The sequence below is a fragment of the Pseudomonas sp. R1-7 genome, from assembly GCF_051132105.1.
Lineage (GTDB): Bacteria > Pseudomonadota > Gammaproteobacteria > Pseudomonadales > Pseudomonadaceae > Aquipseudomonas.
Genome location: NZ_CP071661.1, coordinates 2,647,455 through 2,669,479, shown reverse-complemented (window position 1 = coordinate 2,669,479; position 22,025 = coordinate 2,647,455). Strand labels below are relative to the sequence as shown.

The following is a 22,025-nucleotide window of genomic DNA, read 5'->3' as shown; positions in this document are numbered from 1 at the left end:
CCGTGTCACGATGACAGCCAACCACCGTGCATTCCAGGGGGCCGCTGAACGCGGGGGCAATGACCAGATCAAGCGTCTGCTCAAGAGTTATGGGCTGCGCACGAGCCTGATTCGCCTGAAGGTCATCGACGCCTTGCTCAAGGCCGCCGATGAGAACCGTCGACTGGGCGTGCGCGGCGTCCATAGCCAATTGCTGGGACTGGACATTCCCTTGTCCTTCCTGAGCGTGCGCGAGGTCCTCAAGCGCCTGTGCAGCGAAGGCGTGGTCACGCTCAATCCGGATAAAAGCTACAGTTTGCACCACCAGGCCGTGACCCTGCTCAATAGCGAGGAGTGAGCGGCGCTCAAGACTTGACCTTGCGTCGCATCACACCGTTGATCACCACGACGATGACCGCCACGGCAATGGCGATGTATTGAAACAGCTGCTCGCTGATCATCCCCTTGCCTTGCATCCAAGACAGTCCGAGCATGATCGCCAAGACCACGACAACCACCAGAATCGAGTATTTCAAACGTTGCGAATGAGTCATTTGCCAGCTTCCTGAAGGGATTCGTTCTGCCTTTCACCTGCTTTGCGGACACTGTCTTGCCAGGGCCACTGCGCGATGTGGACAGCGCCCATGTTACAACCGCCCGAACATCGCGCGCGACTGGGCCGCAGGTCATCAATAAAAAAGGCGTTGCCCATTGCAAGATTTTTCACCCTCTCCCTGCGTAATCTTCCTCTGAAGAAAGCATCCTACAAACCCAAACGTGTTTTCCCACTCCATTACAGGGGAAGACGCCTTTCGACCCTGGATAGCGCCAACGTACTCTCGAAAAAGAAGTGATTTCTTCTTTGAAAACCAACGTTGGGTACCCATGCAAAATCAGCTCCCTCTTCTTTCCCCCGTCCGCGTGGCCGGTTTCTGCCTGGCAATCGCCCTTTTCGAATTCCTCACTTACATGGCCAGCGACCTGATCATGCCCGCCATGCTCACGGTGACCCAGGACCTCGAGGCGTCCGCAGATCAGATCCCCTATGCGTTCAATCTCTATCTGCTGGGCGGCGTCCTGTTGCCGTGGCTGATCGGCCCCTTGTCGGATCGTCATGGCCGACGCCCCTTCATGCTCGTCGGGTGCGCCGGATTCGTGCTGGCTTGCGTGGCAATAACCCAAGTCAGCAGCATGCAAGGCTTCAATGGATTGCGCCTAGTCCAAGGGATGGGGCTCGGCTTCGTGATCGCGGTCAGCTATCCCGCCATCCAGGAAATATTCCCCGAAGCCGCCGCCGTAAAGGTCATGGCCATGCTGGGCAATCTCGCCCTGCTCTCGCCGCTGCTAGGCCCCTTGGCCGGCGGGCTGCTGCTGCAATGGCTGTCGTGGCGCGAGCTGTTCATGTTGCTGGCAGCTCTCGGAATGCTCAGCTGGTTGGCCTTGTGGGGGTTCATGCCGCGAACCGCCGCTGCGGCACGCACAGCTGCTGAAACGCCTGGGGCCGAGGCGTTGGACCTGCGCTCGCTCATCAGGCGATACGGCGCGTTGCTGGGCCATGGCGGATTCATGTCGGCCAGCGTCGCGCTGGGCTTGATGAGCCTGCCGCTGATTGCCTGGATCGGGCTGTCCCCCTTGCTATTGATCCAAGGGCAGGGCCTGTCGCCATTGGCGTACGGGGTTTGGCAGGTTCCGGTTTTCGCGGCGGTCATCCTCGGCAATCTGATTCTCAATGCCCTGGTGGAACGGGTCGGTGTGCGCCGGGTGGTCTATTACAGCCTGTGGCCGTTCTGCGCCGGCCTGATCGCCCTGGTCGCGGCCAGTCGGTTCACGCTTTCCCTCCCGGTTCTGGTCAGTGGCCTGTCGCTGTACGCCATCGGGCTCGGCATGGGCAATGCCGCGCTGTATCGACTGGCCCTGTTCGCCAGCGATGACAGCAAAGGCCTGGTGTCGGCCATGGTCGGGATGATTTCCATCGCGGTCATGAGCGCTGCGGGCTCGCTGCTGGCGCTGCTGGGTGCCGGAGCAAGCCTGGAATCCTTCGCGCTGATGGTCGGCATCGCCGGCCTTGGCTGTCTTGTTGCCTTGCGCCTGTTCACCTCCCGGCCTTCGGCCAACGTTTGAATTCGCCGTTCCAAAGGAATACCTGATGATTCATTTTCCACACGCTGATGCCCTGTGCGCGCTGCCACACCCGTATGACGGCGACGCAGTGCCCACCGGGCTCTTCGACAAGGCCATGGCTGAGCTAAGCCTGTTCCATAGCCACCATACGCCCGGCTACGAACACTGGCTCAATGCCAATGGGCTCTCGATCGATGACTTGGAGCACCTGACCGACTGGTCGCGCCTCCCCCCCATCTACGCCAGCTATTTCAAACAGAGAATGTTGCTGAGCCCCTGTGCCGAGGACGCGCTGGAACTCACCTCATCAGGTACCGGCGGCCAGAAAAGTCGCATGCGCTATGACGACCGCAGCATGGCGGCGGCCCAAGGCATGGTCGCGAACATTTTCGAGCACTACGGCTGGTCGACGCCTGATACGCCATGCAACTACCTTCTGTTCAGTCATGAACCCGAAGCGGCCAATCGGCTCGGCACCGCCTATACCGATCAGTTCTTGTGTCGCTTCGCGCCTGCCAATCGCGTCGCCTATGCCCTGCGACGCAGCGGAAAAGGCCACGAGTTCGACGTGTTTGGCGCCATCAGCACTTTGCAATCGTTCGCCGAAGAAGGGTTGCCTGTGCGGATCTTCGGCTTCCCCGCGCTGCTGTGGCACGTCCTTGAACGGATGCGCGAAACCGATGTACCAGACCTGACGCTCGCCCCTGGGTCGCTGGTCTTCCTGGGGGGTGGCTGGAAAAAACAGGCCGCCCAGGAAATCCCCCGTCACCAAGTCTACGAACGCATTACCCGGCAATTGGGCATCGGGGCCCATCGCTGCCGCGACGGCTACGGTGCGGTCGAGCACGCGGTGCCTTATATCGAATGCGCCCATCATCGATTCCACGTGCCGGTCTATTCGAAAGTCTTCATTCGGCACCCTCGCGACTTCAGCGTGCAGCCGTTCGGCGAGCCAGGCTTGCTGTCATTCGTCTCGCCATACATCTCGTCAAGCCCGGCCCACGCAGTGGTGATGAGCGACCTGGCGACCCTGCACCCGGCCAATTGTGGTTGCGGCTTGAAAACCCAATGGTTCGAGCTTCATGGCCGAGCCGGCACCAGTGCCAGCCGAAGCTGCGCCATGGCCGCCGCCGAACTGATCAAGGAAAATTGATATGTACCTCATCAACGGACAACTGAACGCAGAGCTCAAGCTCGACGTCGCGCTCGAGCATCTGCAAGCACAACTCCCCGACCTGCTGGATGCCCCGCCTCGCAGCGAGGAAGTGCTGGACTGCGCAGAGGCGTTCGTGCAGTGGCTGCACACGGCTGACGCGTGCCCCCTGCTGGACGAAGAACAACGCCAGGCCCTGATTGCGTTTTGCGCACGCCAACCTTTGAGCCTCAAGCTGGAGCGGGAACTCGGCGACGACCCGCGCTCGCTTCGGCGAATCGACTACTGCAACGGCCCTTTCGAAAGCTGGCAGCCCCTGGGCCTGGTGGTGCACGTGACGCCGGGCAACTCACCGCTGCTGGGCTTTTGCGCGGTGCTGGAAGGCCTGCTGGCGGGTAACGTGAACTGGTTGCGTCCCAGCCGCCGCGACGGCGACCTTTCGGCGCGCCTGCTGGCGGCATTCTTGAATTGCGATCCGAGTGGCCGATTGCGCGACTATCTAGCGGTACTGCCGGTCGCCACGCAAGAGACCGGCCGCCTCTTTGCATTGGCCCAGGGCGTCAGCGCCTGGGGTGGCGAAACCGCACTGAAGACACTGCGCGAGCAAATTCCAAGCGGTTGCCGCTGGATTGATTGGGGCCATCGGATCAGCTTCGCCTATATCACGCCGTGCGCTGCAACCGCGCAGGCACTGGATGCCTTGGTGGATGAAGTTTGCCGGCTCGATCAACAAGCCTGTTCCAGCCCGCAATGGCTGCTGGTGGAGAGCGATGACCCCGCGCATCTGCAAACAGTAGGCAGCGCATTGGCTGCGGCGTTCGAGCGCCGGACCGGGCGCTGGCCCACCCTGGAAACCACCACAGCCGAAGCCTGTGAAATTACCACCCGAACGGCGTTGGCCCGCCTGGAGCACAGTTTCGCGGGCGCAACCGGCCAGGTATGGGCCGGTAATGGCTGGCGCGTCCTCTGGGAACACCATCGCGAACTGCAACCCTCACCGCTGTTTCGCACCGTGCTGCTCCGGCCGGTGCGCGAAGGGATGCTCGCTGAAACCCTGTTGCCATGGCGCAATGTGCTGCAGAGCTGCGCCCTCGTCTGTGAGCCGGAGCGGACCCCTGCGTTAGCACGTCGCCTGATCAGTGCCGGCGTGTCGCGGGTCACCTCCACCGCCGAAATACAGCAGGGCTATGACGGCGAACCCCATGACGGAGTATATGGATTGCAACGATTGAGTCGCCGGGTATCGGTCGGCCTTGATGCCGACGCAGCGAGATACCGTGTCACGCTGGATGCACCCGCGCCTGCCTTGTCCTGCCCTGCCTCCACGCCGATCCTGGACAAAGCCGCATTCCTCGCGTTGCCTGCGGCCCCTCAAGCGCAATTGTTCTTCCGCTCAGGCGGCAGCAGCGGCGTGCCGGCGCTGTCTCCCTACAGTTATCGCGATTTCGATCGCCATATGCGCGCCGCCGCCGACGGGCTGCGCGCGGCAGGCCTGGATCCTTCGCAGGATAGGGTCATGAACCTGTTCTATGGTGGCAGCCTGTACGGCGGTTTTTTAAGTTTCAGCAAGATCCTGGAACAGATGAATGTCGTGCATTACCCCATGAGCGCGCCGACAGACGATGACTTCGAGGAAATCGCGCAGTTGATCGTTGCTCACCGGATCAACACGCTGGTCGGCATGCCCAGTACCTTGCAGCGACTTTTTTCCTCCGAGCGCGCAACACTGCAAGCCTACGCTGGTGTACGGAAAATCATGCTGGGTGGCGAACACCTGGGGCAAGACAGCCGGACGTTGTTCCAGGAATGCGGCGTCACCTGCATCCGCTCAGCCATCTACGGCACCGTAGATGCAGGCCCGCTCGGCCATGCCTGCGTCGCCAGCGACGACGGCGTGTTCCACCTCATGGAGAGCATCCAGCACTTGGAAATCGTCCATGGCGAACAGGACGCGCCCGTCGGCCCTGGGGAAACCGGACGCCTGCTGTTCACCTCCCGCATACGCCAGGCGCGCCCCCTCCAACGATATGAAGTCGGCGACCTTGGACGCTGGCTTTCCGGCCCCTGCGCGTGCGGCCTGGAATCGCCCAGGTTCGAGCTGCGCGAACGCCACGGCCGGCTGATACGCATTGCCACGGAGTTCATCAATACCGGCGAGCTGGCCGAGCGGGCACAAGCGGCCGTCCAGATCGTGCTCGACCATGAAGACGGCGGTTGCGAGCGGTTGCTGATTCGTACCGGCGGCGACGCCGAAACGGTACGACGCAACGTGCTGGAAATCGTCCCCCTACGCACGTCCGTGAATGCGGCGATGCTGGTCCTGGAGGTCCAGCACTGTCCGGCCGAACGTTTTGACCGCAATAAACACAGCGGCAAAGTCCCGCTGGTTATTGACCGCAGAATGACCAGCTAGTCGTTCACGGTTGCTTTCCGATACGCAGACCTTTAAGCCTTGAGATAATCCCTGATGAGCATTTCTTTCTCTTACGAGCAATGGCTTGGCCATATCCGCACGTATTCCATTTTCTATAATGAGCGATTCAGCCACTTACCCACCCAGGGGTCGGACTTCGCCCAATTACCGATCGTCGACGTCAATGAATACTGGAAGGGCAGTCACGACCTGGACAACTGGCACGTACTGACCGCTGAAGTAAAGGATGCCCTGATCCTGAAAACCGGAGGGACGACCAGCCAAGGCAAACTGTCGGTGTACACGCATGCGGAATGGCAATCGATGCTTGATTGCTTTGGTCGCAGCCTGTCCGAACAGCTATACGCAGGGGATCGAATCGCCAATCTGTTTTTTTCCGGGGACTTGTATGCGAGCTTCCTGTTTATCCATGGAGCGCTTTGCCGCGTAGATGTCCCAATTACCGAATTCCCCTTCACCGGATCGGTGGACTTCGATGTATTGGCCGACGCCGCCACCCAACACCATATCAACGTACTGGTAGGAGTGCCTGCCCATCTGTTGGCATTTGCCAGCCATGTCGATAGCCGAGGGCGAACGCTGCCGCAGATCACCAGCGTCCTGTTTGGCGGCGAGAACCTGTTCGAAAGCCAGCTACCGACACTCAAGCGTGTTTTCCCGAACGCGCGCTTCGCTTCCATCGGATACGCCAGCGTCGACGCTGGCCTGGTGGGCGCCAGCACGCCGGACTGCGGCTTGGGTGAGCACCGGGTGTTCGATGAACAGACGCGGGTTGAAATCATCGATGAGCTGAGCGGCCAGGTGATCGAGGCATGCGGCCAACCGGGGAACCTGGTGGTGACGAACTTCACCCGAACCCTGATGCCAATCATCAGATACCCAGTGGGAGACCGCGCCAGCTGGTGCGAACCTGCCGGCACCCCGCAACGCAAGTTCGCCCTTCAGGGACGCAGCTCGGAAAGTCGTCGCGTGCGAGTTGGCGTGTTGTCGCTGTTTCCCGAAGAAATTGGTGATATTACGCGGCGCGTGGGCGGTGGGCTGCAATGGCAACTGATCATCGAGCACGCGCAAGGCGATGACCGTTTGCTACTCAAGTGGGTACCCGATGCCCAGGGGAACGCAGACCAGGAACGATCACGTGCGCTGAAAGCCGCTTTGATCGAGCAATACCCCGGCCTTGAGCAGCTTCATATCGACGTGCAGGCCTGCCACGCGCAGGCGCTGGAACGCCATCCCCGATCCGGCAAGCACCTGCAACTGATCGATCGCCGGGTCTATGGCCCGATCACGACCGGAGCCGCTGAATGAGCAATTTGGTCATCAGGCCGTTCAGGCCTACGGACAGCATCAGCACCTGCGAGCTGTTCCGCCGGGTATACGGCGATCACTACGTCTCGCCTGACGTCTATATGCCGCAGATGATCTGCCAGCACAACTTGCTGGGGCAGTGGCATTCGTTGGTCGCCGTCATGGACGACCGCGTGGTCGGTCACGCCGCACTGTGCCGCCAGGGACACGCCAATCAAGACGCTGAGCTGGCGTTGGTTGCAGTGGATCCGGCCCTGCAGGGCAGACAGATCGCTACCCGACTGGGCCAGCACTTGGTGGACGGCAGTGCTGCGCTCGGGCTCGGCCGGCTATCGATCAAGCAGGTCACGAGCCATCCCTACAGCCAAAGGCTGGCGCAACGGTTGGGTTTTCATGACGTCGGCTTGCTGCCCGACTTCGTGCCCTCGCCGTTCGCAACGGACCAGGCCGAAACCATTGTGATCGGCTGCCAGGTGGTCGGTGGCGACCTTCGACCGCTGCCGCAGCTCCATTGGCCTGCTTCCCACCAATGGCTGATCGCCCCGCTGGCGTTGAAGTTCGGGACCTGCCTCAACGACAACCCTGCCGCACTGCAACCGCTACGAATCAGTCATCTACCCGGACGAATCGACATCGTGGCGGAGCGCATGGACGCCTGCCTGGTCCGGCAGCTGCAAAGCTTGCCGGTGCATTGGCCGCTGTCCGTGCGGCTCGGCCTCGGTCGACACACTGCCACAGACCACCGTTTGCTGATGAGCGCCGGGTTTTTCTTTACAGGGATAATGCCAATCGACACCGCGCAAGGCTGGCAGGCGCTGTTCCACCGGGTCTCACAACCGCAGGAACTCGATCTGCAGTCAACCTCAATGCAACGACTTCATGATGAATGGCAGGCCAGCGCGCAAGCCTGGAAAGCCACGCAGGCCAGCTCGGCCGCCTGACGAAAGGGGCCCACCGAGCTCAAGCTCCCGGCAAGGAAGCCGACACAAATTGGAACGCTCATTCCATTTGTTTCCGAAAGACGCCTCCGAGCAAGGAACACCCCCATGCCCTCATTGCGCACCATTCAGGCCCGCTACACGCTGTTTCTGGTTCTGTTCATCCTGGTGTTGTCCATCCTGACTGTGGTCGGAATCAGTTACCTGGTCGCGCCCAAGCTGCGCCACACCGAAGAACAAGTGGCGTTGAACCGAATTGCCGAGGTCGCCGAGCAGATCCAAGGCGAACTGAACAAGGTCCAGGCCCAGCAACGCAGCATCACCCAGACCATTCCATTGCTCGACAGCGATGCCATCGACAAGGTATTGCCGGGCCTGGTCGATCAATACGGCGAACTGAAAGTGTTTGGCGGCGGGATCTGGCCGTTGCCCAACCAGCGCGCAGAAGGCCGCAGCAAGTTCAGTACGTTCTGGCACCGCGATGCCTCTGGCAAGCTGATCGTCAACACGTTCTGGAACAGCGATGCCGCACCAAACTACTTCGAGCAGCCCTGGCACAAGGGCGGCATGGCCACGCCACCCGGCAAATGCGCCTGGGCCGCAGCCTACAAAGATGACGCCAGCGCCGAGCCACGCACCAACTGCGCCATGGCGATCCAGAAAAACGGCGCGCCTTATGGCGTCTCCACCATTGACGTGACCCTGGGTTTTTTCAATGACCTGATCGCACGCAAGGAGGCCGACCTGAGCGCCGAGATGCTGATCGTCGAGGGCGACGGCAAGATCATCAGCAACAGCTCGCGGATCAGCGGCCCGATTGTGCTCAAGAACATCAGTGAACTGGCGGCAAGCTCGCCGTTCGCCGCCCAGGTCAAGGCCGGCCTGGCCCTCCGCGACCAACCGCAGCGCGTCGAATTCGACAACAACGGTGAAGCCAGCACCTTCTTCATGCGGCCCATCGAAGGCTCGCCCTGGTTCCTCGCCACTGCGCTGCCGACCCGCCTGATCACTGCCCAGCGTGATGACGTTTTGAACACGCTGAGCCTGCTGCAGATTCCCATGGTGATCCTGCTGGTGCTGATGCAGCTTTATGCGATCCGCCAACTGACCCACCGCATGAAAGTTCTAAAGGGCAACATCGATGCGCTGTCCACCGGCGACGCCGACCTGACCCGACGCATCACCATCCGCGCCGAAGACGAACTGGGCGCCATCGGACATTCGGTCAACCGGTTCATCGCCTATCTGCAAGACATGATTGGCGACGTCACCCAGGCCACCGGCGCCATGGCTTCGAGCCTGGACAACCTGCAGCGCACTTCGGCCCATACCAGCGAAATCCTCATGCGTCACGCCTCGGAAACCGACCAGACCGTGACGGCCATCACCGAGATGAGTTCCACGGCTGAAAGCGTCGCGCAAAACGCGGCGGAGACGGCAGCCTTCACCCAGCGAGCCAACGAGCATGCCGATCGTTCCCGAGTCGTGGTCGGTGAGGCTTCCAACAGCGTCGTAGCGCTGATCGATGAAGTCGCCAGCGCGACGCGCAAAGTGGAAAACATGCAGCAGGACGCGCAACGCATCACCGAGATCCTCGGCGTCATTGGCGCCATTGCCGGGCAAACCAATTTGTTGGCCCTCAACGCCGCCATCGAAGCCGCCCGTGCCGGCGAACAGGGCCGTGGCTTTGCAGTGGTGGCCGACGAAGTCCGTGCCCTCGCCGCCCGCACCCAGGCCAGCACCTCAGAAATCAACGAAATGCTGACCCGCCTGACCCAAGGGGTAAGCTCATCGGTGGCGGCCATGGAAAACACCCAGGCCAGCTGCCAATCCGCCGCTGACGCCACCTCCCGGGTGAATTCGGGCCTGGATGAAATGGCCGGTTCCGTCAGCCAGATCAACAGCCTCAGCACGCAGATCGCCACCGCCGCCGAACAGCAAAGTGCGGTGACCGAGGAAATCAACCGCAGCATGGTGCAGATTCGCCACATGGTGGAAGAACTGGTGGAAAGCGGCTTGGCGAGTGAGAACAACACCCGGCAGTTGTTGGAAGCCAACAGTCGGGTGAACGCGATCATGGGGCGATTCAAGGTTCGTTGAAGGACTTGGCCCCCCTCCTTGCTCGCGACGGTAGTGTGTCAGTCAGTATCGCTATTGATTGACCCGCCGCCATCGCGAGTGAGCTCGCCCCCACAGATGCTGCTTCGCCAACCTGACAATTCTGTAATCCGCCCCTCAGCCTCCCGTCAGGCCCCCGCAGATACTCTGGTATCCTCCCTTCCAATCCTGTTCGCCAAGAGACCGATTCCCATGGCCAATCCCCTGCACCTGCTCGCCCTGAGCGCTGTTTTCATCTCCGCCCTGGCCCAGGCCGCCGAGCCGGTCACCATTGATGTGCACCGCGATGCCAACTGCGGCTGCTGCAAGAAATGGATCTCCCATCTGCAAGACAACGGTTTCAAAGTGAACGACCATGTCGAAGCCGACATGAGTTCGGTCAAGCAGCGCCTGGGCGTGGCGCCGAACCTGCGTTCCTGCCACACCGCCGAGCTCAACGGCAAGTTCGTCGAGGGCCACGTTCCGGCCGACCAGGTGCTGGCGTTGAGCAAGCGCGACGACCTGCTTGGCATCGCGGCGCCAGGCATGCCAATGGGCTCGCCGGGCATGGAAATGGACGGCATGAGTGACGCTTATCAAGTGATCGGCCAGAAGAAGGACGGCACGCAAACCGTCGTGGCGGACTATCCAGCCCACTGATGACCGAGGCTTACATCGGGTTGTTCCTGGCGGCGTTTGGCGCAGCGACCCTGTTGCCGCTGCAATCGGAAGCGCTGCTGGTCGGCCTGGTGCTCAGCGAGCGCAACGCGGTCTGGGCTCTGCTGGGGGTCGCCACCTCTGGCAACGTGCTGGGTTCACTGGTGAATTGGTGGCTGGGGACCCGCGTGGAACAGTTCAAGGACCGCCGCTGGTTCCCCGTCAGCCCGTCCCACCTGGACAAGGCCCGCCAGCATTACCAGCGCTATGGCTATTGGTCGCTGTTGCTGAGCTGGGTGCCCATCATCGGTGATCCCCTGACGCTGGTGGCGGGCGTGATGGGTGAACCGTGGCGACGCTTCCTGCTGATCGTCACCCTCGCCAAGGGTCTGCGTTATGGCGTGCTCGTGCTCGCGACCCTGGGCTGGATGGGTTGAACGTTCCGACGGTTCGGTTGCCTGTGATTAATGTCGCCATAATCCAGCCGTTCCAGGATCGGCCAGTTGCCTCAAGGAGTTCGACAATGCCGTGTTTGACTACCCGCTGGAAGACCAGCCTGTTCTTGCTCGCTGCCCTGCCGCTGTTCGCCCAGGCCGAGAACCCGCCCGAAGGCCCGGCCTATGGCCCTCAGCTCGAAGGTTTCAAATATCCCTACACCCTCAAGCACTTCTCCTTGCAGTCCCAGGGCAAAGCATTGCAGATGGGCTATATGGACGTGCCCGCCCAAGGCAAGGCCAACGGTCGCAGCGTCGTGCTGATGCACGGCAAGAACTTCTGTGCCGCGACCTGGGGCGACTCGATAAAGACCCTCAGCGAGGCCGGCTACCGTGTCATCGCCCCGGATCAGATCGGTTTTTGCACCTCAAGCAAGCCGGATCACTACCAGTACAGCTTCCAGCAACTGGCGAACAACACCAATGCCTTGCTCAAAGCCCTCGGTGTACAGAAAGCCGTCGTGCTGGGTCATTCCACCGGCGGCATGCTTGCCACCCGCTATGCGCTGCAGTTTCCCGATCAAGTCGAGCGCCTGGCGATGGTCAATCCCATTGGCCTTGAAGACTGGAAGGCCCTCGGTGTTCCCTACCGCAGCGTGGACCAATGGTATGAACGCGAGCTGAAACTCAGCGCCGACGGCATCCGCACCTACGAACGCAATACCTACTATGGCGGGCGCTGGAAACCGGAGTTCGAGCGTTGGGTGGACATGCTGGCCGGATTGAACAAGGGCCCGGGTCACCAACAGGTCGCATGGAACTCGGCGCTGATCTACGACATGATCTTCACCCAACCGGTCTATTACGAGTTCAAGGACCTCAAGGCGCCAACGTTGCTGCTGATCGGCACGTCCGATACCACGGCCATCGGCAGCGACATTGCCCCGCCCGCCGTGAAAGCCAAACTTGGCCGCTATGACGTGCTGGGCAAGCAGGTCGCGCAACTGATCCCCCGATCGACGCTGGTGGAGTTCCCCAACTTGGGGCATGCGCCCCAGATGGAAGAGCCGGATCGGTTCCACAAGGCCTTGCTCGGCTGGCTGGACAAACCTATTCCCTGACGAGGTGTTCCATGGCGGTGCAAATAGCAGTCATCGATGATTGGCAAGGCGTGGCGCAAGATGTGGTGGATTGGGCGCCGCTGGACAGCGTCGGCCAGGTGACCTTTCTCCACGACTACCCCGCTGATCAAGACACCCTCGTCTCGCGCCTGCAAGGCTTCGATGTCATCTGTGTGATGCGCGAGCGGACCCGCTTCGATGAAGCGCTGCTGCGTCGCCTGCCCAACCTCAAGCTTCTGCTGACCGGTGGCATGCGCAATGCTGCGCTCGATCTAAAGGCCGCCGCGGCGCTGGGTATTCAGGTCTGTGGCACCGACAGTTACAAGCACGCCGCGCCAGAACTGACTTGGGCGCTGATCATGGCGCTGACGCGCAACCTGGTCCCGGAAGCCAACGCGTTGCGCGCCGGACTGTGGCAGCAGGGCCTGGGCGGTGACTTGCATGGCAAGACGCTGGCGATCCTCGGTCTCGGCAGCATTGGCACGCGAGTGGCGCAGTTCGGCCAGGTGTTCGGTATGCGAGTCATCGCCTGGAGCGAGAACCTGACCGTCGAACGAGCCGCCGCGGCCGGCGTGACCTACGTCGACAAACAAGCGTTGTTCAAGCAGGCCGACATTCTGTCCGTTCACCTGGTGCTCAGCGACCGCACCCGCGGCCTGGTGGACGCGCCGGCGTTGGACTGGATGAAACCGGGCGCGCTGCTGATCAACACCGCTCGCGGGCCGATTGTCGATGAAGCCGCGCTGATCGATGCCCTGGAGCACAAGCGCCTGGCCGGTGCCGCCCTGGATGTCTTCGCCGAGGAGCCGCTGCCAGCCGCCCATCCGTTTCGGACCCTGCATAACGTCCTGGCGACACCCCACGTGGGTTATGTCAGCCGACAGAACTACCAGCAGTTCTATGGCCAGATGATCGAAGACTTGCTCGCCTGGGCGGCTGGCAGGCCGATTCGGTTGTTGACCCCGACCGTTTGAAAATCCCCTGGTGCCCTGTGGGAGCAAGCTTGCTCCCACATTGGGCAACGGATGCTTCCGAAACGAGCCATCAAAACGCCTCCATTTTCCCGCCCCGTAATGGTGCGCCCCGCTGTTGAACCGCGCACGCGAATGAACCGACGCCCTTCCCTTACACCCTGAACATTTCAAACAAGCTGCAGTTCGTCGGCTCGTATTCCCCCACGTCGTGTAAGACATTGCCGACAGAAAGCGTGATTGTCCGACAATTCGACGAAGCGAACCGCACCGCTCTAGCTTCTGACCTAGACTGCCGATCCGGGGGGGAAACCGACCGGTCATCAGGACGAAAAAAAGTCGAAACTTTTCGCAACGGCGACAGGTCAGGTTAGAGGAAGGGCAACAACGACTGGAGCATTCCTTGCAACGGTCCCCTCACCTGATTCGCTTCGCCGCATTGGGCAGCGCTTTGCTCTCCTTGCGTAGCGCTTGTGCGCCTGGCCGCAGGATTCGGCCAATGAAACAACAGCTCTGGCGCTTGCCGGAAACAGATCGAGAAATAGGAGTTATATATGATCAGTGCTGCCTTGGAACCACAGCAAGTCCGTTCTCAACTACCGCCGGCGGCCGAATCGCCGACGGCACCGGTGTTGGCCACCGGAGGCAAGGCACTGCTCCCTGTCGTTCGACAGAACCCCAATCGCAAGAAAGTCCTGTTCGTGACATCGGAAATCGCCGACCTGGTGAAGACCGGCGGCCTGGGCGACGTTTCTTCCGCGCTGCCTCGGGCCATGGCCGGGCTACATGATGTCCGGATACTGATCCCCGGCTACCCGCAAGTCATGAACAGCGGCAATCCTATCCACATCATCGGCGAACTGGGTGGCCATGCGGCGCTTCCTCCTTGCAAGATCGGTCGCATGGACATGGCCGACGGCTTGGTGATCTACGTACTGATCTGTCCCGAACTCTACGCTCGTGAAGGTTCCCCCTACGGCGCCAACAACGGCCGCGACTGGCCCGACAACCACATCCGCTTTGCCCGCCTGGGCCTCGCCGCTGCGGACATCGCTGCCAACCTGGCGCAGATTCACTGGTGCCCCGACCTGGTCCATGCACACGACTGGCCAGCCGGGCTGGCGCCGGCCTATATGCACTGGCGCGGCCAACGCACCCCCACGCTGTTCACCATCCACAACCTGGCGTACCAGGGCGTGGTCAGCCTGGCGTCCTGCCCTGAGCTGGGTATTCCAGAGCATGCGCTGCAACAGGAAGGCATGGAGTTCTACGGCAAGCTGTCGTTCCTGAAGGCTGGCATGGCCTATTCCAGCCACATCACCACCGTGAGCGCCACCTACGCCCAGGAAATCACCACGCCGGCGTTCGGTTGCGGCCTCGATGGGTTCCTTGCCGCCAAGACCCAGCAAGGGCTGCTCAGCGGCATCCCCAACGGCATCGACGAAAGCTGGGACTCGGCCACCGACACCCACCTGCAGCGCCAGTTTTCCATAGGCGATTGGGACGGCAAGGCCGCCAACGCCGCGCATGTACGCGACCTGTTCGGCCTGGATGATTCAACCGGCCCGCTATTCGCCGTAGTGTCGCGCCTGGTCTACCAGAAAGGCCTGGACCTGACCGAAGCCGTTGCCGAGTTCATCGTCGAGTCCGGCGGACAAATCGCAATCATCGGTCGTGGCGAGCCGGAAGAAGAGCAAGCCATGCGCGAACTGGCGCTGCGCTTTCCCGGACGCATCGGTGTGCGCATCGGCTTCAACGAAACCGACGCCCGGCGGATGTTCGCCGGCAGCGATTTCCTGCTGATGCCTTCGCGCTACGAGCCGTGTGGCTTGAGCCAGATGTATGCGCAACGCTTTGGCTCGCTGCCCGTTGCCCGCAACACCGGCGGGCTTGCGGACACGATCGAAGACGGCATTACCGGATTCTTGTTCAACGAATCCACCGTCGAAAGTTACAAGGAGGCCCTGAGCCGCGCGTTCAAGGTCTTCGAATTCCCCGAACTGCTCAATGCCATGCGTTGCCGGGCAATGTCGGCGCCCTTCAATTGGAGCAAGGCTGTGGAGCCCTACGCCGAACTCTACGAACAACTGGTAGCTAAATCGTTGGGAAAATCGGCCAGACAATGAGGTAACCGATGCCGTCAAGGACGCCTGAAAACCGGACCCACGGCGCGGTCCTGCTTGATCCCGAGCACACCCGTTTCGCCCTGTGGGCCCCTGATGCCTTTTACGTCAGTGTCGAACTCGACACTGGAGAATCCATACCGATGCTGCCCCAGGCCAATGGCTGGTTCATGATCCAGGCCCGTTGCCCCGCCGGCACTCGCTACCGCTACAACATCGACGGCGAACTGGAAGTGCCTGATCCGGCCTCCCGCTCCCAGGACGGTGATATTGACCGCCACAGCGTGGTGGTCGACCCCCACGCTTATCAATGGCGCCACACCAGTTGGTGCGGGCGCCCCTGGTACGATGCGGTCATCTATGAACTGCACGTCGGCGCCCTCGGCGGTTTCGAAGGTGTCGAACAGCAACTGGCGCGCCTGGCCGGGCTTGGCGTCACCGCCATTGAACTGATGCCACTGTCGCAGTTTCCGGGAGATCGCAACTGGGGTTACGACGGCGTACTGCCCTACGCTCCCCAGGCTTCCTATGGCACGCCGGACCAGCTCAAGCATTTGATCGACAGCGCCCACGGCCACGGCCTCGCGGTCATCGTGGACGTGGTCTACAACCATTTCGGTCCCGATGGCAATTACCTGCACCGCTACGCCAAAAGCTTCTTTCGCGAGGACAAGCACACGCCCTGGGGCGCGGCGATAGATTTCCGTCGCCGCGAGGTCCGCGACTTCTTCATCGATAATGCCCTGATGTGGCTGTTGGAATACCGTTTCGACGGCCTGCGCCTGGATGCCGTGCACGCCATCGAGGATCCGGACTTCCTCCAGGAGTTGGCCGCCAGGGTGCGTCAACAGGTGGACCCGACGCGGTATGTCTGGTTGACCGTCGAGAACGAACACAACCAGGCCAGCCTCCTGGAGCAAGGCTACGACGCCCAGTGGAACGACGATGGACACAATGCCCTGCACGTGTTGCTGACCGGCGAAACCGACGCCTACTACGCCGACTATGCCGAGCAAACGACGGAAAAACTCGCCCGCTGCCTGAGCCAGGGCTTCGTGTTCCAGGGCCATACCAACCGCCATGGCGAGTCCCGTGGCGAGCCCAGCGGCCACCTTCCGCCGAGCGCGTTCGTGCTGCTGTTCCTGCAGAATCACGACCAGATCGGCAACCGCGCCCTCGGTGAACGCCTCCATCAACTGGCGCCGCCACAGGCTTTGCAAGCGGCGACGGCCCTTTTGCTGTTGTCGCCGATGATTCCGCTGATGTTCATGGGCGATGAAGTGCTCGCCGAACAACCGTTCCTGTTCTTCACCAGCCACCACGGCGAGCTCGCAGAGCTGGTTCGCGAAGGTCGACGCAACGAATTCAAGGCGTTCAGCGCCTTTGCCGATCCCGAAAAGCGCAAGCGGATCCCTGATCCAAATGCGGCCAGCACTTTCGAAGCCTCACGGCCAAGCCTGGAGGCACACCAGCCGGAGCAACTGGCCAGCGAAGCGCTTTATCGCCAGTTACTGAAAATCCGCCGGGAGGAAATCGTCCCGCGCCTGCCCGCTGCTCATGCCTTGGGCGCCGAGGTGCTGGGTCATGGGGCCGTCAGCGCACGCTGGCAAATGGGGGATGGCAGTGTGTTGCGCATTGACCTGAACCTCAGTGACCAGCCGGTCGAACACAGCGCCCCGCAAGACGCGCAGATTCTTTTCGAACATCCACCGCAGGCCATGGGTCTGTTGCAACAAGGGGTTCTCACGCCCTACAGCGCGCTGGTCAGTCTGACGCAAGCGGCATCCTTGCCCACCCTTACTGGAGAGCGCCTATGAGCGATGCGCAATTGGAAATCCTCGCCGGCCGCGCAGGCCTGGCAGTGGACTGGATCGACGCCAACGGTCGCGCCCAGAAAGTATCGCCGGCGGTCCTGCGTTCGGTCCTCACCGGCCTGGGTCATCCGGCCGGTACCGCCCAGGAAATCGACGCCAGCCTGCTGCAGTTGCAAGAAGATCAACAGAACCACCGCCTGCCGCCGCTGATCACGGCGGACGTCGGAGTCAATGTCGACCTGAGCCGTTATTTCGAACCCGGCACGCCTTGCGAGATCCAGCTCGAGGACGGCGCCACGATGAACTCGAAACTCGATGCCGACGCGTCCCTGCCAGGGATTGTTCCGGTGGGGTATCAGCACGTGAGCATCCAGGGCCAGCATTTCACCCTGGCGGTGGCACCGGCCCGCTGCTACAGCGTGGCGGATGCCGTGGACGACCCAACGCCTCGAGCCTGGGGCTTGAGCGCACAATTGTATTCGCTGCGCCGCCCGGGCGATGGCGGGTTCGGCGACACCCAGGCCCTCGAAGAGCTGGCGCGGGTCGCCGGCGAACGGGGCGCCGATGCCTTGGCGATCAGCCCGATGCACGCGATGTTCAGCAGCGACACCGGCCGCTACAGCCCATACTCGCCCTCCAGCCGGTTGTTTCTCAACAGCTTGTACGCGGCGCCGGGCTCCATCCTCGGCGAACGTGCGCTGCGCACGGCGATCGATGCCACCGGCTTGACCAACCAATTGCGCAGCCTCGAAGAGCAGCCGCTCATTGACTGGCCGGTCGCCGCCGAAGCCAAGCAACGGGTGCTTCGGGCCCTGTATGACGGTTTCAGCCAGGGCGAGCATCCGTTGCACGAAGACTTCAGCAGCTTTCGCCACAGCAGCGGCGAGGCCTTGGAGAATCACTGCCGCTTCGAAGCCCTCCAGGCCGAACGCACGGCGCGCGGCGAAAGCCTCGACTGGCGCCATTGGCCTGAAGAATGGCGCGATCCGCGCAGTGCGGCCATTGCCCGTTTCGCCGAGGAAAACGCTGACGAAATCGCCTTCTACGCTTTCTGCCAATGGTTGATCGCCCGTTGCCTGGAGCGCGCCCAGAGCGCGGCCAAATCCAGCGGCATGGGCATCGGCCTGATCGCCGATCTTGCGGTGGGTGCCGATGGCGGCGGCAGCCAGGCCTGGAGTCGGCAGGATGAATTGCTCGCGTCCCTGACGGTTGGCGCACCACCCGACATCCTCAATCGCTCGGGCCAAGGCTGGGGCATCTCGGCGTTTTCCCCGGAGGGGCTGGTTCGCAACGGTTTCCGTGCGTTCATCGAGATGTTGCGGGCCAACTTCGCTCACGCGGGCGGCTTGCGCATCGATCACATCATGGGCTTGCAACGGTTGTGGGTGATCCCCAACGACGCCCCGCCTACCGATGGTGCCTACCTCTATTACCCGATCGATGACTTGTTGCGGCTATTGGCCCTGGAGTCCCATCGTCATCAGGCCATCGTACTGGGCGAGGACCTCGGCACGGTGCCGGATGGCCTGCGGGACAAGCTCATTGCCCGTTCCATCCTGGGCATGCGCGTGCTGCTGTTCGAACAGGACAACACCCACTTCAAGCCCATCCTCGATTGGCCGGACAACGCCCTGGCGACCACCAGCACCCATGATCTGCCAACGCTCAATGGCTGGTGGCACGGCCATGACATCGATTGGAACGCCCGGCTGGAACTGATCGACTCCCACACCGAAATGGATTGGCGCAGACATCGCCAGCGTGAACGCGACGGGTTGCGCAACGCGCTGAACCAGGACCCGCAGAATTTCCGCGAGGAGCACCGCGAAACCGACCAGGTGCTGGACGCCAGCGTGCGTTTCCTGGGCCATACCCGAGCGCCACTGGTGTTGCTGCCGCTGGAAGATGCCCTGGGCATCGATGAGCAGGCCAACCTCCCTGGCACCACCGACACCCACCCCAACTGGCGGCGGCGCCTGGCGCTTGAGAGCCGTGCGCTGCTGGACGACCCGGACGCCGCGCGGCGTCTGGAAATACTCGCCTGCGCGAGACTTCAGGCGAACGAGCGTGACCGATGAACCAGACATTGATTCAACCGCTGCGGGCGACCTTGCGCCTGCAATTTCACAAAGGCTTTACCCTGGACGATGCCATCGCACAGGTGCCGTACTTCGCTTCCCTGGGTATCAGCCATCTCTACGCGTCCCCGCTGCTCAAGGCCCGGGCCGGGTCCATGCACGGCTACGACGTGGTCGATCCAACCCAGGTCAACCCGGAACTGGGTGGTGAGGCCGCGCTCAGGCGCCTGGTAGCGACTCTGCGCGAGCACCGGATGGGCCTGATCCTCGACATCGTGTCCAACCACATGGCCGTTGGCGGCAACGACAATCCCTGGTGGCTCGACCTGCTGGAATGGGGACGCCTGAGCCCCTATGGGGAATTCTTCGACATCCAGTGGCACTCACCCGACCCGCTGATGGAAGGCCAATTGCTGTTGCCCTTCCTGGGGAGCGACTACGGCGTGGCCTTGCAGGAAGGCACGCTGAAACTGCGCTTCGACGCCGATCAAGGCAGCTTCTATGTCGAGCACTATGAACACCATTTCCCCATTTGCCCGATGCAGTACGGTGAGCTGCTCAAACCCTCGGACAACCTGCCGCAGGAACAGGTCGACGCGCTCAGGGCGCTGGCCGAGCGTTTCACCACCCTGAACTACCAGACCGACGCCCACTCCCTGTCCCGGCCACTGCAACAGGCGTTGCGGGAGCTGGCTTCCCAGCCAGGTATGCTTGGCGTGATCGAAAGCAATTTGCGCAGCTACGATTCGCTGGAACCCGAAGGTTTCGAACGCCTGCATCAGCTACTGGAACGCCAGAGCTATCGCCTTGCCAGCTGGCGCACGGCGGCGGACGACATCAATTGGCGGCGCTTTTTCGATGTCAACGAATTGGGTGGCCTGCGGGTTGAACGCCCGGCGGTGTTCGAGGCAACCCACGCGAAAATATTCGAGCTGATCACCGAAGGCTTGGTCGACGGCCTGCGGATCGATCACATCGATGGCCTGGCCGATCCTCGCGGTTACTGTCGCAAACTGCGCCGTCGCGTCGACTCGCTTTCGCCATCGCGGCACCTGCCGATTTTCGTCGAAAAAATTCTTGGCGATGACGAAACCTTGCGCCGCGACTGGAACGTCGATGGCAGCACCGGTTACGAGTTCATGAACCAGATTTCGCTGCTGCAGCATGACCCGGCCGGTGCCGAGCGTCTCGCCGAATTCTGGAGCAGAAACAGCGAGCGGCCTGCGCATTTCATCGAAGAGGCTCGCCTGGCCCGCCAGCAGATTCTCAACGGTTCCCTGGCCGGGGATTTCGAGAGCGTCGCCCAGGCGCTGCTGCAGGTCGCCCGGGACGACGTGATGACCCGCGACTTGACCCTGGGCGCGATTCGGCGGGCCTTGCAGGAATTGATCGTGCACTTCCCGGTGTATCGCACCTACATCAGCCCTTTGGGTCGCTCCGCTGAGGACGAGGTGTTTTTCCACAAAGCCCTTGAAGGCGCCCGGCAAACCCTCAGCGAGGCCGACTGGCCGGTGCTCGATTGCCTGGCGGACTGGCTGGGCGGCATGCCTTGGCGCCAACGTCCGAGGGGAAGCCAGCGTAAACGCTTGCGGCATGCCTGCGTACGCTTCCAGCAACTGACCTCGCCGGCCGCCGCCAAAGCGGTCGAGGACACCGCGCTCTATCGTTCGGCGGTGCTGCTTTCACGCAACGACGTGGGCTACAACACCGAACGGTTCAGCGCGCCGGCACAAGAGTTCCACGATGCATGCAGCGAGCGGCTCAAGCATTTTCCCGACAACCTGATCACCACCGCCACCCACGACCACAAGCGCGGCGAAGACACCCGTGCCCGGCTGGCGGTGATCAGCGAACGCCCGGACTGGTACACCACGTGTGTGGAGCAATGGCGGATCCTATCGCCATCGCTGCACAGCGACCCCGCGTCGCCATCGACGGGTGATGAGTTGATCCTCTACCAGGCCCTGCTCGGCAGTTGGCCCCTGGACCTCGACTTGCAGGACCAGAAGGCCCTGAGCGACTACGCTGAACGCCTGTGGCAATGGCAACGCAAGGCCCTGCGCGAAGCCAAGCTGCAAAGCAGTTGGGCCGCCGTCAACGAAGCCTATGAACATGCGACACAAATGTTCCTGGAGCGGCTGCTGCTGTGCGACGAGGGCTTGCCGTTACGCAGCGCCATCGCCGAAGCGGTCCAGGCCATCGCTCCGGCAGGCGCTCTCAACAGCCTGGCGCAAACTTTGCTGCGCATGACCGTGCCGGGGGTACCGGACCTGTACCAAGGCAACGAGTTCTGGGACTTCAGCCTGGTGGATCCGGACAACCGCCGCCCGGTGGATTTCGCTGCCCGCCGCGAGGCGATGCACGCCGAGAGCTTGCCCTCAACGCTGATCAACGATTGGCGCGACGGGCGCGTCAAGCAGGCACTGATCGCGCGGACGCTGGCCTTGCGGTCCGAATACCCGCAATTGTTCCGCCAGGGCAGCTACCAGCCGTTGACGGTACAGGGGCAGCACGCCGAGCGCGTATTGGCTTTCATGCGCGAGCACCAGCAACAGCGCGCAATCGTCGTGGTGCCGATTCACGCGGCGCGCTTGCTGGAAAACAGTGCCCTGCCCCAGGTCGCTGCATCGGACTGGGGCGACACGCGCATCTCGCTACCGTTTGCCGCCGAAGGAGTAAAACTGAAGGGACTTTTTGCAAGCGCAACAGTCACACCCCAAAGGGAGCTGATGGTCAGCGCCGCGCTGGGGGATTTCCCGGTCAATGTCTTTATTGAACCTTGAGTCAAGTCAGGAGC

Annotated in this window: 16 protein-coding genes; 15 read left to right on the top strand and 1 reads right to left on the bottom strand. The window is 62.0% G+C overall.

Annotated elements, in window-relative coordinates; genetic code table 11:
- Positions 1-10 precede the first annotated feature (10 nt).
- On the top strand, positions 11-337 hold the full coding sequence (locus J3P79_RS12055) for a fe2+ zn2+ uptake regulation protein (protein WP_434611440.1): 327 nt from the start codon (positions 11-13) through the stop codon (positions 335-337).
- Between the two features lie 7 nt (positions 338-344).
- Here J3P79_RS12055 and J3P79_RS12050 read toward each other — a convergent pair whose 3' ends face one another.
- Positions 345-533, bottom strand: a complete 189-nt coding sequence (locus tag J3P79_RS12050; RefSeq protein WP_030142732.1) for a hypothetical protein — start codon at positions 531-533, stop codon at positions 345-347.
- 331 nt (positions 534-864) lie between these two features.
- Between J3P79_RS12050 and J3P79_RS12045 the strand changes: the two genes are divergently transcribed.
- From J3P79_RS12045 to J3P79_RS11980, 14 genes are all read left to right on the top strand, one after another.
- Complete coding sequence (locus J3P79_RS12045; RefSeq protein WP_434610802.1) at positions 865-2,100, top strand: MFS transporter; 1,236 nt, start codon at positions 865-867, stop codon at positions 2,098-2,100.
- A gap of 25 nt (positions 2,101-2,125) precedes the next feature.
- Entirely contained in the window at positions 2,126-3,253 is a 1,128-nt protein-coding gene (locus J3P79_RS12040) for an acyl-protein synthase (RefSeq protein WP_434610799.1), read from the top strand.
- A gap of 1 nt (position 3,254) precedes the next feature.
- Positions 3,255-5,666 (top strand): acyl-CoA reductase, encoded by a 2,412-nt coding sequence (locus tag J3P79_RS12035; RefSeq protein WP_434610796.1) that lies wholly within the window; start codon positions 3,255-3,257, stop codon positions 5,664-5,666.
- Between the two features lie 54 nt (positions 5,667-5,720).
- Positions 5,721-6,995, top strand: coding sequence for a phenylacetate--CoA ligase family protein (locus J3P79_RS12030; protein ID WP_434610794.1), 1,275 nt, complete (start codon positions 5,721-5,723; stop codon positions 6,993-6,995).
- Positions 6,992-7,936 carry a GNAT family N-acetyltransferase gene (locus J3P79_RS12025; RefSeq protein ID WP_434610793.1) on the top strand — a complete coding sequence of 315 codons (945 nt, stop codon included), beginning with the start codon at positions 6,992-6,994 and terminating at the stop codon, positions 7,934-7,936. Before J3P79_RS12030 ends, J3P79_RS12025 begins: the two co-directional genes overlap by 4 nt.
- Before the next feature lie 105 nt (positions 7,937-8,041).
- Positions 8,042-10,033, top strand: a complete 1,992-nt coding sequence (locus J3P79_RS12020; protein ID WP_434610791.1) for a methyl-accepting chemotaxis protein — start codon at positions 8,042-8,044, stop codon at positions 10,031-10,033.
- A gap of 210 nt (positions 10,034-10,243) precedes the next feature.
- Complete coding sequence (locus J3P79_RS12015) at positions 10,244-10,690, top strand: DUF411 domain-containing protein (RefSeq protein ID WP_434610789.1); 447 nt, start codon at positions 10,244-10,246, stop codon at positions 10,688-10,690.
- The gene (locus tag J3P79_RS12010; protein WP_434610787.1) at positions 10,690-11,124 is read left to right on the top strand and encodes a YqaA family protein; all 435 of its coding nucleotides are present in this window, start codon (positions 10,690-10,692) and stop codon (positions 11,122-11,124) included. The genes J3P79_RS12015 and J3P79_RS12010 overlap by 1 nt, the downstream gene beginning before the upstream one ends.
- Before the next feature lie 86 nt (positions 11,125-11,210).
- The gene (locus J3P79_RS12005) at positions 11,211-12,242 is read left to right on the top strand and encodes an alpha/beta fold hydrolase (RefSeq protein WP_434610784.1); all 1,032 of its coding nucleotides are present in this window, start codon (positions 11,211-11,213) and stop codon (positions 12,240-12,242) included.
- A gap of 11 nt (positions 12,243-12,253) precedes the next feature.
- Positions 12,254-13,216 (top strand): D-2-hydroxyacid dehydrogenase family protein, encoded by a 963-nt coding sequence (locus J3P79_RS12000; protein ID WP_434610782.1) that lies wholly within the window; start codon positions 12,254-12,256, stop codon positions 13,214-13,216.
- A 551-nt stretch (positions 13,217-13,767) separates the two neighbouring features.
- A complete protein-coding gene (gene glgA / locus J3P79_RS11995; RefSeq protein WP_434610780.1) occupies positions 13,768-15,339 on the top strand; it encodes a glycogen synthase GlgA in 1,572 nt (523 codons plus the stop codon).
- Between the two features lie 8 nt (positions 15,340-15,347).
- On the top strand, positions 15,348-17,153 hold the full coding sequence (gene treZ / locus J3P79_RS11990) for a malto-oligosyltrehalose trehalohydrolase (RefSeq protein WP_434610778.1): 1,806 nt from the start codon (positions 15,348-15,350) through the stop codon (positions 17,151-17,153).
- Entirely contained in the window at positions 17,150-19,228 is a 2,079-nt protein-coding gene (gene malQ, locus J3P79_RS11985) for a 4-alpha-glucanotransferase (RefSeq protein WP_434610777.1), read from the top strand. Before treZ ends, malQ begins: the two co-directional genes overlap by 4 nt.
- Positions 19,225-22,011, top strand: coding sequence for a malto-oligosyltrehalose synthase (locus J3P79_RS11980; protein ID WP_434610775.1), 2,787 nt, complete (start codon positions 19,225-19,227; stop codon positions 22,009-22,011). Before malQ ends, J3P79_RS11980 begins: the two co-directional genes overlap by 4 nt.
- The last annotated feature ends 14 nt before the right edge of the window (positions 22,012-22,025 follow it).

Excerpts from the sequence above, each read along its gene's own strand:
- glgA (WP_434610780.1), top strand. The coding sequence starts at position 13,768 with ATGATCAGTGCTGCCTTGGAACCACAGCAAGTCCGTTCTCAACTACCG.
- J3P79_RS12045 (WP_434610802.1), top strand. The coding sequence starts at position 865 with ATGCAAAATCAGCTCCCTCTTCTTTCCCCCGTCCGCGTGGCCGGTTTC.
- J3P79_RS12015 (WP_434610789.1), top strand. The coding sequence starts at position 10,244 with ATGGCCAATCCCCTGCACCTGCTCGCCCTGAGCGCTGTTTTCATCTCC.
- J3P79_RS12020 (WP_434610791.1), top strand. The coding sequence starts at position 8,042 with ATGCCCTCATTGCGCACCATTCAGGCCCGCTACACGCTGTTTCTGGTT.
- J3P79_RS11980 (WP_434610775.1), top strand. The coding sequence starts at position 19,225 with ATGAACCAGACATTGATTCAACCGCTGCGGGCGACCTTGCGCCTGCAA.
- J3P79_RS12055 (WP_434611440.1), top strand. The coding sequence starts at position 11 with ATGACAGCCAACCACCGTGCATTCCAGGGGGCCGCTGAACGCGGGGGC.
- J3P79_RS12035 (WP_434610796.1), top strand. The coding sequence starts at position 3,255 with ATGTACCTCATCAACGGACAACTGAACGCAGAGCTCAAGCTCGACGTC.
- treZ (WP_434610778.1), top strand. The coding sequence starts at position 15,348 with ATGCCGTCAAGGACGCCTGAAAACCGGACCCACGGCGCGGTCCTGCTT.
- J3P79_RS12040 (WP_434610799.1), top strand. The coding sequence starts at position 2,126 with ATGATTCATTTTCCACACGCTGATGCCCTGTGCGCGCTGCCACACCCG.
- J3P79_RS12030 (WP_434610794.1), top strand. The coding sequence starts at position 5,721 with ATGAGCATTTCTTTCTCTTACGAGCAATGGCTTGGCCATATCCGCACG.
- J3P79_RS12005 (WP_434610784.1), top strand. The coding sequence starts at position 11,211 with ATGCCGTGTTTGACTACCCGCTGGAAGACCAGCCTGTTCTTGCTCGCT.
- J3P79_RS12050 (WP_030142732.1), bottom strand. The coding sequence starts at position 533 with ATGACTCATTCGCAACGTTTGAAATACTCGATTCTGGTGGTTGTCGTG.
- J3P79_RS12000 (WP_434610782.1), top strand. The coding sequence starts at position 12,254 with ATGGCGGTGCAAATAGCAGTCATCGATGATTGGCAAGGCGTGGCGCAA.
- malQ (WP_434610777.1), top strand. The coding sequence starts at position 17,150 with ATGAGCGATGCGCAATTGGAAATCCTCGCCGGCCGCGCAGGCCTGGCA.
- J3P79_RS12010 (WP_434610787.1), top strand. The coding sequence starts at position 10,690 with ATGACCGAGGCTTACATCGGGTTGTTCCTGGCGGCGTTTGGCGCAGCG.
- J3P79_RS12025 (WP_434610793.1), top strand. The coding sequence starts at position 6,992 with ATGAGCAATTTGGTCATCAGGCCGTTCAGGCCTACGGACAGCATCAGC.